This window comes from Neorhizobium alkalisoli, assembly GCF_002968635.1.
GTDB classification, from domain to species: domain Bacteria; phylum Pseudomonadota; class Alphaproteobacteria; order Rhizobiales; family Rhizobiaceae; genus Neorhizobium; species Neorhizobium alkalisoli.
The window spans coordinates 845,133-858,012 of record NZ_PVBN01000001.1; the positions used below are offsets into that span (position 1 = coordinate 845,133).

Sequence of the window (12,880 nt, forward strand, 5' to 3'; positions counted from 1 at the left end):
CACGATCAGGCCTGACAAAGAAAGCCCGCCGTTTCAGCCACGGCGGGCTTTTCGTCGTTAAAGCATTTCCAGGAAAAGTGTAACACGGTTTTCAGTCCGGAAATGCGCAGAACAAAGGCTCTAGAAGCCTGACAGCACGAGCTTGCCCTTGGTCCGGTTGCTCTCGATCATCGCATGCGCCTTCTTCAGGTTGGCGGCATTGATCGGGCCAAGCGTCTCGGAAAGGGTGGTGCGGATCTTCCCGGCATCCACCAGCTCCGCCACGTGATTGAGGAGCTTGTGCTGCTCGATCATGTCGGCCGTCTGCCAGACCGGCCGAGCGAACATCATTTCCCAGTGGATGGAGAGCGCCTTGCTCTTGAAGGGCCTGATGTCCATGGCCTCCTTCGGATCGTCGATCAGCGCGAACCGGCCCTGCGGGGCGACGAGCTCGAGTACGTCCTTGATATGCTGGTCCGTATGGGTGGTCGAGAAGACGAAGGCGGGCGAACCGATCGCCAGTTCCTCGAACTGTTTTGCCAGCGGCTTGGAATGGTCGAGCACGTGGTGGGCGCCGAGTTCCTTGATCCAGGCCTGCGTTTCCGGTCGCGAGCCGGTGCCGATCACTGTCACGTCGGAAAGCTCTCGCAGGAGCTGGATGGCGATCGAACCGACGCCACCGGCGCCGCCGATGACCAGCACGGCATTCCAGGCGCCCGGCACCTTGTCCTGCACCTTCATGCGATGAAAGAGCGTCTCATAGGCGGTAATCGCGGTGAGCGGCAGCGCGGCGGCTTCCTCGAAGCTCAGCGTCTTCGGCTTGAAGCCGACGATCCGCTCGTCGACCAGATGGAATTCCGCATTCGTGCCGGCCCGGTTGATCGCGCCGGCGTAATAAACCTCGTCGCCCGGCTTGAAGAGCTTCACGTCCGGTCCGGCCGTCTTGACGATGCCTGCGGCGTCGTAGCCCAGAATCCGGTGCTGCCCGGCTTCGACCGCCGCCGATTTGCGGACCTTGGTATCGACCGGATTGACGGAAACCGCCTTGATCTCGACCAGAAGGTCACGGCCTTTCGCCTCCGGCATCGGCAGCTCGATGTCGATCAGCGAGGTTTCGGCGGTAATGGGCTGGGGTGCGTTGAAGCCGACGGCGCGCATTCAAGATCTCCTTCATTTGCGAGTGGCGTTTGTTGCCTGGAGACTAGATGGCTCGTATGGTTCGCCAGCGCAAGAATGCACATTTTTGATGTATAGTATCGAAAAGGATACCGTGAAAGGATCCCCGGATGTCCAAGCCGCGTGCCAAGCTGACCGACAATTTTCCCGGTTGCCCGGTCGAATCGACACTGAGTTTTCTCGACGGCAAATGGAAGGGCGTGATCCTTTATCATCTGCTTGAAAACGGCACGTTGCGCTTCAACGAGCTTCGCCGCCGCATCCCGTCGGTGACGCAGCGCATGCTGACCAAGCAGCTGAGGGAGCTCGAAGAGGCGGGGCTCTTGGAGCGGACCGTGTTTGCGGTCGTTCCGCCGCGCGTCGACTACACGCTGACGCCGCTCGGCCAGAGCCTGGAGCCCGTGGTCACGGCGCTGCGCCTCTGGGGCAAGGAGCATGTCATCTGCCGTGACGGGCAGAAGTTCGTGGTTGCGCCGGAGGCGGAAGCAAAAGCGCCATCCAAGGCGGCCTGATCAGGTCAGGCCGCACCCCGGCGCTTTTCCAGACTGACCGAAACCGCGAAGATGCCGAGCCCGAGCAGCGACAGGAACGCACCGACATAACCGGTGGCGGCAAAACCCCAGCCCCAGGAAATGACCAGCCCGCCGAGCCAGGCGCCGAGAGCGTTCGCGACGTTGAAGGCGGAGTGGTTGGATGCTGCGGCAAGCGTCTGCGCGTCGGCGGCAACATCCATCAGCCGCGTCTGCAATGCGGGGCCGGGGGCAAAACCGCAGCCGACCAGGAAGACGGTGATGTAGAGTGCGATCGGATTGTGGGCAAAGAGCGCGAAGGCGAGCATCACCACGATGTAGAAAACCATCGAGCCGCCGATCGTGCCCTTGAGCGACAGGTCTGCGAGCCTGGAGCCGACGATATTGCCGACATTCATGCCGATGCCGAAGAGGGCAAGCACGATCGATACCATGCCGACCGGCAGTTGAGCGGTTTGCGTCGTCGTCGAGGCGATATAGCTGAAGACGGAGAACATGCCGCCAAAGCCGATCGCGGCGATGCCGAGCGTCAGCCAGACCTGGGTGCGGCCGAAGGCGCTGAGCTCGCGACGGATGCTTGCCCCTTCCTGCACCTTGTCCCGCGGCTGGAAATACCAGAGGAGCGCCACGGTCAGCGCCCCGATTCCCCCGACCAGGAAGAAGGCGGCGCGCCAGCTGAGCATCTGCCCCATGAAGGTTGCAAGCGGCGTACCGGCAAGGGTCGCGATGGTCAGGCCGAGCATGACGCGGCCGACGGCGCGGGCGCGTTTGTTGGGCGGCACCATGGATGCAGCCACCAGCGAGGCGACGCCGAAATAGGCGCCATGCGGCAGCCCGGTGATAAAACGCAGCGCCGTGAAGCTCCAGAATGTCGGCGCCATAGCGCTGAGGATATTGCCCACCGCAAAGAGGCCCATCAGGCAGAGAAGCAGTGTTCTGCGCGGCAGGCGGGCAGACAGGATGGCGATAACAGGCGCGCCGATCACCACGCCCAAGGCATAGGCGCTGATGACGTAACCCGCCGCCGGAATGCTGACCTCGAATGTCGAGGCCACGTCGGGAAGAAGCCCCATGATGACGAATTCGCCGGTGCCGATGCCGAACCCGCCGACCGCAAGTGCAATCTCGATGAGCAGGATTGCCAGCGGTGAGAGGCTGGGAGTGGCGTCGGTGACGGGAGAGGTTGAACGATCGCGAACGGAATCGAAAGAGACGGCGGAATCGGTCATCAAATTGAATCTGCTTGAAAAAAAGATGCGGGTAAGACGTGGGAGACGTCCACCCGCTCTGGAGGTGAGCGGTCATCAAAAATGACACAGGTCAAAAGTACCACGGGATTGTGCATTGCGGTAGAGCCTCACGAATATTCCTTAGGTGCTCACGGCATTGTGTGTGCGGTGCCGGCCTCATTGGCGCCCTGTTGATAAAGCACGTCATCGCAACCATTTCTTCGGTACCCCGTTGTCTCGCGGCCGAAACCGCCCGCCCAGAGCTTTGATGCGATGAACCTTTTTGCCGTCTTCAACCGCGATGGCGGTACCTTCCGAACCACCGACATGGACGCCTATTGCGCCCAGGCAGCTCAGGCTTTCAAGTCTGCCGGCCATCAGATCGAGTGCCATGTGGTCTCCGGCGACGAGGTCATGGCGACCATGGAAAAGGCGGCCACAACGCCCGGTGTCGAAGGTCTGATTGCCGGCGGCGGTGACGGCACGATCTCGGCTGCGGCCGGTATTGCCTGGAAGAGCGGCATCGTGCTCGGCGTCGTTCCGGCCGGCACCATGAACCTCTTTGCTCGTTCGCTGAAGCTGCCTCTCGACATATGGCGGGTGCTGGACACGCTGGCTGTCGCCACTCCCGAAAACATCGATATCGCCAGCGCCAACGGCAAGAGCTTCGTGCATCAGTTTTCGGCCGGCCTGCATGCCCGCATGGTGCGTTACCGCAATTCCATGACCTATGCGTCGCGGCTCGGGAAAATCCGGGCGAGCACGCGCGCTGCGATCGGGGTGATGTTCAACCCGCCGGAATTCGAGGTTGAGTTCAACGTCGGGGGCAAGACCGTCTCCCGCGAGGTTTCCGCGATCTCGGTCTCCAACAACGAATTCGGTTCCGATCCTTTGATGTATGCGGACCAACTGACGCGCGGGCATTTGGGTCTTTATTTTGCCGATCCTCTGACACCGGCAGGCGTGGCGAAACTCGCCGTCGACATCCTGCGAGGGCGGCTCAAGGAAAACGCTGCGGTGACGGCCATGACGGCTACCGAGGTCGAACTGCATTTCCCCCGCGAGCGGCACGACATCCGCTGCGTCATCGACGGCGAACTTCTGCCGATGAAGCGCGATGTGCATCTGAAGATCCATGCGGGGGAACTGAGGGTACTGGTCAACGAACCGCAACTCCGCGAACTGGACGAGCGGGACGGCAGCGGAATCTGAGGGCTTCGGCAGGCTAGGCCGACGAGACGACCTGGTTCCGGCCGCGGGCCTTGGCCTCGTAGAGATTGACATCAGCCGCCTTGAGGCAGGCATGGGGATCGAAACCCGCCCCGCAATACAAGGCTCCGATGCTCGCCGAAACGCCGATCTTCGCCCCGGAGGGAGAGCGGATATCGACGCCGCCGATGGCTTCGCGAACATCCTCGCATCGCTTCGGCATGTCCTTGATTGCGATGCCGCCTCGAAAAAGCGCGAATTCTTCACCTCCGAGACGGCCGGCGATGTCGAATTGCCCCCGATAGGTCGAGAGTATCCGCCCGGTCCGGCGAAGCACCTCGTCTCCAGCGGCGTGGCCATGGCGGTCGTTGATCGACTTGAAATGGTCGAGATCGAGGAAAATCAGCGCTCCGGTCACCCCGTTGCGGCTGAAAGCGTCGAGTTCTTCCAGGAAGGCACCGCGATTCAGCAATCCGGTCAGGCCGTCGCGCCTGGATTGCAACCTAAGTTCCTCATAGGCAAGGGCGAGTTTCGCTAGCGCATCGGAGGCGATTTTCTCAGCCCGCCGAACCCTTTCCGACTGCCAGAACATCATGGCTGAGGCGGGGATCGAAATCGCCAGTGGGCAGACGATCGTCATCACCAGCCCCGCACCGGCCACCTGTCCCCCCATCATGGGAACGAAGGCGAACGACAGTGAAAGCGAAGCGAGCAGCGACAACAGACCGGTCAGCAGTGACTTGACAATAACGAGACGCATCCACGGAGCCGCAATGACATGAAATATACGGCTTCCTTAGACCGAAGGGATTTAAGATAGGTTGAAGAAGAACTTCGGCCTTGACGTCAAGGGTCCAAAACAGCGGCGGCCCTGCTCGTCGCGGACTGCCGATACGATGGCGATATCTCGCGATCGGGTGTTCATATCCTGTTATCCATTGGCCCTTAATTTCAACCCCCGATAGAACAAATTGCTTGTTTCGGGCCATGATGGTTCCGGCAGATGTTGCCTAGGCTTATGACAGGCGGAAGGCACGCGCGAGGAACGGCATGACTTCCATCTACGAACTTCAACCTGCAGCTTTGCTGATCCTGAAACAGTCGGCTGCCCAGTCGGCCATCCCTTCCGAAGAAGGTAAGGAAAACGAGGCAAAGAAAACCGATCTCGTCCAGGTGGCGAACGGAATTTCCGGCGAACCCGCCAAGGAAACGATAAGAGCCGCTTTCGCCATCAACGCTGCATTTGTCGAGATGGACGAGAAGAGCCAACTCGTCTCCGACGCTATCGACTTCATCAATTCCGATCAGTTCAAGATAAGCGATCCCATTGCCAAGAATATGCTGAAGGCGCTGCTCTCCGAGAAGGGCTGGCAGTTCGCGCAGCTGGTGAACCAGCAATACGAAGCCCATGGCGGCCTCAGCCGGGAAAGCCTCTTCGCACTCGCCCTCCCGCAGATGATCAACAAGAATCGCGATCTCTTCACCGACGATGAGCTCTACGTGGGCATCAAGTTCAAGGAAAAGGGTGGGGTTGTGGTCTTTATCCCTGACAAGGATGGCAACAGCACCTATCGCGACCTGACGAGGGCATTGAAAGAGGAGGAGGTTGTTGCCGCACAGACCGGCGATCGCGAAGCGCTTCAGCAACTCCAGGAGGAATACGGCAAGTTCGTCGCTTCGATAACCAAGGCCTTCGATTATGAAAAGGGGCAGCCGATGCTGATCGACATCGACGATCTGCCATACGCGCCATGGATATCGAAACCGTCTTTGCCGCAAGGACAGTCTAGCGGAGGATAGTCCTCCGCCGTCTTCTCTAAACCCGCGGCAGATAGGTTTGGTAGTCGAAGTCGCTCACCGTCCGCAGATAGGTGATCGCCTCCTTGCGCTTGGTGTCGGCGTAGAGCTTCTGGTAGCGCGCGCCGAACGCCTCCTTGATGAAAGGCGAGGCGGAGAAATCCTCCACTGCCGTCAGGAAGTCATGCGTCAGGCGTTTCGTGCCGGCCGGCGGTTCCTTGCCCGGTTCGGTCGCCGGGCCGGGATCGAGCATCTCGTCCAGCCCCAAGAGCATGCCGCCAAGGATCGCGGTCAGCAACAGATAGGGATTGGCGTCGGCGCCGGCAACGCGGTGCTCGATGCGGGCGGCCGGGCCGTCCCTGTCCGGAATACGCACCGCAGTTCCCCGATGACCGAAGCCCCAGTCGATGTCGACCGGAGCGAAGGAGCCCGGCTGGAAACGGCGGTAGGAATTGGCAAACGGCGCGAAAATCAGCTGTGCATCGCGCATCGTCTTCAACATGCCGGCGCAGACGGATTTGAGCCGCGCCGGATCGCCGCCCCTGGCGTCCAGCACATTGTTGCCGTCGCGGTCGATGATGCTCGCATGCACATGCAGGCCGGAGCCGGCCTGGTCCGCATAGGGTTTGGCCATGCAGGTGGATTTTAACCCGTGTTTCCTGGCGGCCTGTTCGGCAATGCGCTTCAGGTAGATGCAGTCGTCGGCCGCCGCCAGCGCGTCGGCGCGGTGCAGAAGATTGATCTCGAACTGGCCGGGCCCGAATTCGGCGGTCGTCGCATCCGCCGGCAGCCCTTGAGCGCCGGCCCAGGTTCTGACGGTCTGCAGATAATCATTGAGCGCATCGACGGCGCTCATGTCGTAGAGCTGGAAACCGTTCGGCTGGTCGCGATACATCAGCTTGGCCGGCGGGCGCGGCCTGCCGGTCTCCCGCCAGTCGTCCTGCACCACATAAAATTCCAGCTCCGTGGCGACGACCGGGGTCAGGCCGCGCTGCTCGTAGCGTTCCAGCATCGCTGCGAGAACGGCGCGCGGATCCATGAAGCTCGGGGTTCCGTCCATCTCGTGCATGGTGGAAAGCACCTGGACCGACCCCTCCGGCCCCCAGGGCATCGGCGCGAGGCTGCGCCTGTCGGGTACGCAGACGCCGTCGGGATCGCCGATCGTTATCGAAAGCCCGTTTAGCTCGTCATTATCGTAGCCCCATATGTCGAGCGACTGGGTGGAGGTGGGCAGGCGCACCGTGCCATCCCAGACCTTCTTCTCTGCCTCGAGCGGAATGCGCTTGCCGCGCAGGTCGCCATTCATGCCGACGAGCAGGATTTCGATATGAGGCGTGACGGATTCAGAGGACATCGGCAGGTCTTTTGAAAGGGTGTTGCGGAAGAGAGTTCGTAACCGATAAGAATTGACCGCACAATCAGAGGCCAGTTCCATGACCGATATCAGCGCCCTTTCCAATCTCGCCGCGATCGACGCCGCCCATCACCTGCATCCGTTCTCGGACATGAAGCAGCTGAATGCCAAAGGCACGCGCATCATCGAGCGGGCCGAGGGCGTCTACATCTACGATTCGACGGGCAAGAAATATCTGGATGCATTTGCGGGCCTCTGGTGCGTCAATGTCGGCTACGGCCGCAAGTCGATTGCCCATGCCGCCTATAAGCAGATGCAGGAACTGCCTTACTACAACAGCTTTTTCGGCACCACGACGCCGCCGGCAACGCTGCTCGCCCAGAAAATCGCCTCACATGCGGGCGACAGGTTGAAGCGGGTCTTCTTCACCAATTCCGGCTCGGAAGCGACCGACACCTGGTTCCGTATGGCGCGCGTCTACTGGAAGGCGCTGGGCAAACCCGAAAAGACGCAAATTATCGCCCGAAAGAACGGCTATCACGGCTCGACGGTGGCCGGTGCCTCGCTCGGCGGCATGAAGCTGATGCATGAGCAGGGAAATCTGCCGATCGAGGGCATCCACCATATCGGCCAGCCCTACTGGTATGCGGAGGGCGGCGATCTGTCGCCCGCCGAATTCGGCCTGAAGGTCGCCCGCGAGCTGGAGGCGAAGATCGACGAACTGGGCGAGGACCGCGTCGCGGCCTTCGTCGCCGAACCGATCCAGGGGGCAGGGGGCGTCATCATCCCGCCGGAAACCTACTGGCCGGAAATCGCTCGCATCTGCAAGGCGAAAAACATCCTGCTGGTCGTGGACGAGGTGATCTGCGGTTTCGGCCGCCTGGGCGAGTGGTTCGGCCATCAATATTACGGCATCGAGCCGGATCTCGCGCCGATCGCCAAGGGCCTGTCGTCCGGCTATCTGCCGATCGGCGGCGTGCTGGTGAGCGATCGGGTCGCGGATGTGATGGTCGGCGAGCTCGGCGATTTCTACCACGGCTTCACCTATTCCGGTCACCCGGTCTCGGCAGCCGCGGCCTTGGAGAACATCCGCATCATCGAGGAGGAGGGGCTGGTCGAGCGGGTCCGCGACGATATCGGCCCCTATTTCGCCTCCGCCTGGAAGAGCCTCGAGGATCATGAAGTCGTGGGCCAGGCGGAAAGCGTCGGCCTGATGGGCGGACTGCAGCTCGCTGCGGATAAAGCGACCCGGCGCCGCTATGCAAAGCCCGACGATATAGGCACGCTGGTGCGCAATCACTGCGTCGAGAACGGCCTGATCATGCGCGCGACGGGCGATCGCATGCTGGCCTCGCCCGCCCTGACGATCAGCCGCCTTGAGGTGGACGAGGTGATCGACAAGCTGCGCCGGGCTCTCGACCACCTGCGGGACACCGTGAAGGAATAGCTGTCAGTGGCCGATGTCGAAGACGGCATAGGCAAAGTGGTATTCGTCACCGGCCCTGCCATAGGCGTAGGGAAGCGTCACGGCGCGGATCTGTGATGCATCGGCCTTCATTCCGCGTTCCTGCAGATATTGTTCGAATTTTTGCGGCAGGCCGGCGGATGTGCCATCGGCAGCGCTTCGCCAGGCGAAGAGAATGCGCTGATGCTCAGGCGTCGGCGGAGGTTTGAGGCCCGCGGGTGTCGAAAGCGCGAGGACAGGAACCGGCTGCAGATGAAGACGCAGGTTCCCCGCCATATGGGTGTCCAAGGTGACGACAAGGGTCGGCGCCGACGTCACCTGCGGGCGCACCTCCTCGGCCATCGAGGCGAATGGGTAATTCGGGTATTGGTAGAGCCCGGTCAGCGATGCCGTGGCAACCCGGCCGAGAAGCAAGGTCGGGATCAGGACCATGAGCGCGATCGCGATAGCCCAGATCCTCCTCATCTCCGGCTGCAGGTTCGGGGCTGCGGCGTCGATCTTGAGCGCCAGATAGAGCGGGAGCAGGATGAGGATCGGCGTGAGCCAGCGATCGCGGACCTTTTCGACGCCACCGAACAGGATCATCAGAACGATCAGGCCAAGCGCGAAAATCAAGATCCGCCCGGTGAGCCGCGTCCAGTCGCTGCGGGCGCGGAAGATCGCCGGCAGCTTTTCCCGGTGGGTGAGGGCGAAGAGTGCGAGCGTCAAACCGCCGAAGCCGAGCGAGGCGAGCGCGAGCGAGCCAAGGCCGTTCAGCATGGCGAGTGCAGGAGCGCCGCCGGAGCCGGTGAGCTTGCGCATGGTGTGGGCGCTGGCGGCACTGATGTGATCCACGAGCCAAAGGGCGTGGGGCGCGACGATCACGAGCGCGATGACGCCGGCGAGCAACAGCCTCCAGTCGAACAGGCGCGGTCGCCACTTGGCGTCGCTCAGGATTGCCAGGAAGGCTGCGGCCGGAAGCAGGACGAAATTGTACTTGGCGATAACGCCGACCCCGGTCGCAAGGCCGAGCAGCAGGAAGGACGAAATCGAGGGGCGTCGGACTGTCCGCAAGAAGGCGTAAAGAAACAGGGAGGCAGTGAAGATCGTCGCGACGGTGTGGCTGAGGTCGCGTTGGGCTTCGAAGGCCACCTGCGGAATGGTCAGAAGCCCCAGCGTTGCGATCGCTGCGACCTGCCGGTCGCGCATCACTTCCCGCGCAGCCAGAAAGTAGAAGACGTAGGCGCTGAACAGGATGAGGTTTTTCAAGGCCGAGAGCGACGCAAGCGAAAGGCCGAAAAGCTGCACCGTGGCATATTGAAGCCAGTTGTAGAGCGGCGGCTGTGAACTGTAGCCCGCCATAAGCCACTGGGAAAAATAGGACTGTTCTGCCTCGTCCAGTTCCAGGTTCCCCGGCAATGCCATTCGCGCCAGGAAATTGACGATGAAATAGATGGCGATTGCCGCGAGCAGGATGGCATGGCGTTCGGACGAAAGCCGGATGCCATAGGTGGCCGATTGATTCTGTTGCAGCAATATCCCCTCCGGCGCTGACCGAAGCCGCAGCCTAGCGGGGAATTGCAACACTAATTTTTCGGTCTTAGCCTTCCGGGACCGATTGCCTGTTCAGGGCGTGCCTGCGCCGCCCGGTGTCCAGGCAAAACCGAAGGTGACGGTGTCTCTCCCGCCGGAAAAGAGATAGGGCACCGCCCTGGTGGCGGGCGCCAGGCGCTCCGCTTCCAAGCCGTTCGCTTGCAGATAGGCGCTCAAGCCGTCCGGCATGCCATTGCCGTCCGCCCGCCAGACGATAAGTCCGATCTGCCCCCTCTCCGTCGCGTCGAGGAGCGGCGTCTGGCCGAAGCTCGGCCACAATATGCGTGCACCCGGCAATTCGATCCGGGCGCTTGCGGCGAGAAACGGATCGGCGGCAATGACATAGGCAGGGTTTGTGCCGGCCCGTTCCGCCAACACCTCGCGCACGAAGGGGCCGGAAGGAAGGTTCTCCTTGTTGTACTGGCCGAGGTGCGGACCGATGACGTTGCCAAGCGCCATGTAACCGATGAAGCCAAGGGCGAGCGCCGCAACGGGAAAAAGCATGCGCGCCACGCTGCGGCTGCTGTCTACGCCGGCCGCATCGAGCTTCAGGCAGAGATAGAGCGGCAGCAGGACGAGGAAGGGAGACAGCCATTTCTCGCTGATGGTCGTCGCGCCAAAGCCGAGGCCGATCAGGCCGACGGCGACGAGGCACAGAAGCAGCATGCGCCCGATGACGCGGGTCCATTGGCTTGTGGCTGTCCGTGCCTCGATGAGCGGTCTACGGAAGGCGATCAGGAAGAATGCGAGGACCGGCAGCGTGCCGGCAAGTATCGCTACCGCCAGCGTGCCGAGGCCGGACAGCCGGTCGAGCAGGGGATTGCCGGAGGCGTCCTCCCGCATCGCCTTGATCGTTCCGTCTGTCGCTTCGGTCAGGTTGCCGAGTAGCCAGAGCCCGTGCGGCAGGCATATGGCGGCAGTGACGGCGAGGGCCGGAATGATCCGCCAGTCGAAGATCCGCTTGCGCAGATCCGGCTCCGGCAGAATGGCAAGGATCGCCGCCACCGGCACGATGACGAAATTGTATTTGGCGATCAGCCCTATGCCGACGGCAAGGCCGGTGAGGAGATAGACGCCGAGGCTTGGACGGATCAGCGTCCTGAGGAAGGCAAGGAGGAAAAGCGCAACGGCAAACAGCGTGGCGATCGCATGGGTCAGGTCGCGTTGCGCCATGACGCTGACGGCCGGCATGGCGATCACGCCGAGCATGGCGACCGCGACGAGGCGCCAGTCCTTGAGCAAAAGTCGCGCCGCCAGCCCGTAGGCGGCGCAGCACAGGAAGAGCAGCAGGTTCTTGACGAGCGAAAGGACTAAAATCGACGGGCCGGTCAGCTGGATGACGCCGTATTGCAGCCAGTTGTAGAAAGGCGGCTGGCGACCATAACCCATCAGGAAGAACTGCGACTGGACGAGCTGTTCAGCCTCGTCGCTCTCGAGCGCCTCCGACCGCAGCACGCGGAGGGCGATCGCCAGCACGTAATAGGCGGCGATCAGCCAGAGGACGAGTTCGGGACGGCGGGCAAGCGCGTCACTGATGCGCCTGATCGCCCTCATAGACTTCCCTGACGATGTAGCTGAGCGCCGTGTCTTCGCGGTAGTAGGTGCGGGCAATCATCTCGGCGACGATGCCCGTAGTGATCATCTGCACGGCCGACAGGAACAGCATGACGCCGATCAGGAAGAGCGGCCGGGTTCCGATGTCGTTGCCCATGATGAACTTGTCGATGAAGAGATAGGCGAGAATGATTGCCGACAGTGCGCCGAGGCCAAGGCCGAGGGAGCCGAAGAAATGTCCCGGCCGCGCCTTGAAGCGCATGAAGAACATCACGGAGAGCAGGTCGAGGATCACCCGGAAAGTACGGGAGATGCCGTATTTGGAGACGCCGTGCTGGCGAGCGTGATGCGTCACCGGCATTTCGCCGATCCGCGAGCTCGGTACGACACCTGCGACCCAGGCCGGGATGAAGCGGTGCATTTCGCCCATCAGCTTCACCTGCTTGATGACCGAGCCGCGATAGATCTTCAAGGAACAGCCGTAGTCGTGCAGGCGCACGCCGGTAATGCGGCCGATCAGCCGGTTGGCGATCCAGGAGGGAACCTTGCGAAGCAGCAATCCGTCCTGGCGGTTCTTGCGCCAGCCGACGAGGAGATCGAGTTCGCGCCGCTCCAGCTCCGCCACCATGGCGGGGATGTCCTTCGGGTCGTTCTGCAGATCGCCGTCGAGCGTGGCGATCAGCCGGCCTTCGGCCTGGTTGATGCCGGCCTGCATGGCGGCGGTCTGGCCGAAATTGCGCTGCAAAGCCACGATCTTGAGGTCGAGGCCGGGGCGGCTGAGCGCACTGCGGGCATTGGCGATCGTGGCATCGGTGCTGCCGTCGTCGACGAGAATGAGTTCCCAGGTCCCGGAATAGTTCGCCATCGCCGCCGTGATCCGCTCGATCAGCGGCCCGACGCTTTCCTCTTCGTTGAAGAGCGGCACGACGAGGGACAGTTGGATCGGTTCGGCCGTCTCGATACGGCTGGTGACCGACTCTGCTGTTGTACGCACCTTGTCTTTCTCCTAAACCTC

General features: G+C 62.0%; 11 protein-coding genes. 4 read left to right on the plus strand and 7 right to left on the minus strand.

Going from position 1 to position 12,880, the window contains the following annotated elements; translation table 11 throughout:
- Positions 1 to 120: 120 nt before the first annotated feature.
- A complete protein-coding gene (locus tag C5L13_RS04235; RefSeq protein ID WP_105381957.1) occupies positions 121 to 1,137 on the minus strand; it encodes a zinc-binding alcohol dehydrogenase family protein in 1,017 nt (338 codons plus the stop codon).
- A gap of 128 nt (positions 1,138 to 1,265) precedes the next feature.
- Here C5L13_RS04235 and C5L13_RS04240 point away from each other — a divergent pair, with 128 nt between their 5' ends.
- A complete protein-coding gene (locus tag C5L13_RS04240) occupies positions 1,266 to 1,667 on the plus strand; it encodes a winged helix-turn-helix transcriptional regulator (protein ID WP_105381958.1) in 402 nt (133 codons plus the stop codon).
- 5 nt (positions 1,668 to 1,672) lie between these two features.
- Here the strand turns inward: C5L13_RS04240 and C5L13_RS04245 are convergent, their stop codons facing one another.
- A complete protein-coding gene (locus C5L13_RS04245; protein WP_105381959.1) occupies positions 1,673 to 2,914 on the minus strand; it encodes an MFS transporter in 1,242 nt (413 codons plus the stop codon).
- Positions 2,915 to 3,187: 273 nt separating this feature from the next.
- Here C5L13_RS04245 and C5L13_RS04250 point away from each other — a divergent pair, with 273 nt between their 5' ends.
- On the plus strand, positions 3,188 to 4,126 hold the full coding sequence (locus C5L13_RS04250; RefSeq protein ID WP_105381960.1) for a diacylglycerol/lipid kinase family protein: 939 nt from the start codon (positions 3,188 to 3,190) through the stop codon (positions 4,124 to 4,126).
- Between the two features lie 13 nt (positions 4,127 to 4,139).
- Here the strand turns inward: C5L13_RS04250 and C5L13_RS04255 are convergent, their stop codons facing one another.
- On the minus strand, positions 4,140 to 4,883 hold the full coding sequence (locus tag C5L13_RS04255) for a GGDEF domain-containing protein (protein WP_105381961.1): 744 nt from the start codon (positions 4,881 to 4,883) through the stop codon (positions 4,140 to 4,142).
- A 290-nt stretch (positions 4,884 to 5,173) separates the two neighbouring features.
- Here C5L13_RS04255 and C5L13_RS04260 point away from each other — a divergent pair, with 290 nt between their 5' ends.
- On the plus strand, positions 5,174 to 5,923 hold the full coding sequence (locus C5L13_RS04260; RefSeq protein ID WP_105381962.1) for a hypothetical protein: 750 nt from the start codon (positions 5,174 to 5,176) through the stop codon (positions 5,921 to 5,923).
- 16 nt (positions 5,924 to 5,939) lie between these two features.
- On the opposite strand, the gene C5L13_RS04265 is transcribed toward C5L13_RS04260, so the two are convergent.
- Entirely contained in the window at positions 5,940 to 7,274 is a 1,335-nt protein-coding gene (locus tag C5L13_RS04265; protein WP_105382082.1) for a glutamine synthetase family protein, read from the minus strand.
- Positions 7,275 to 7,353: 79 nt separating this feature from the next.
- Here C5L13_RS04265 and C5L13_RS04270 point away from each other — a divergent pair, with 79 nt between their 5' ends.
- Positions 7,354 to 8,721, plus strand: a complete 1,368-nt coding sequence (locus C5L13_RS04270; RefSeq protein WP_105381963.1) for an aspartate aminotransferase family protein — start codon at positions 7,354 to 7,356, stop codon at positions 8,719 to 8,721.
- Positions 8,722 to 8,724: 3 nt separating this feature from the next.
- On the opposite strand, the gene C5L13_RS04275 is transcribed toward C5L13_RS04270, so the two are convergent.
- The 3 genes from C5L13_RS04275 to C5L13_RS04285 form a co-directional block, all read right to left on the minus strand.
- Entirely contained in the window at positions 8,725 to 10,254 is a 1,530-nt protein-coding gene (locus C5L13_RS04275; protein WP_105381964.1) for a glycosyltransferase family 39 protein, read from the minus strand.
- A gap of 90 nt (positions 10,255 to 10,344) precedes the next feature.
- The gene (locus C5L13_RS04280) at positions 10,345 to 11,865 is read right to left on the minus strand and encodes an ArnT family glycosyltransferase (protein WP_105381965.1); all 1,521 of its coding nucleotides are present in this window, start codon (positions 11,863 to 11,865) and stop codon (positions 10,345 to 10,347) included.
- Entirely contained in the window at positions 11,840 to 12,859 is a 1,020-nt protein-coding gene (locus C5L13_RS04285) for a glycosyltransferase family 2 protein (protein ID WP_105381966.1), read from the minus strand. The genes C5L13_RS04280 and C5L13_RS04285 overlap by 26 nt, the downstream gene beginning before the upstream one ends.
- Between the last annotated feature and the right edge of the window lie 21 nt (positions 12,860 to 12,880).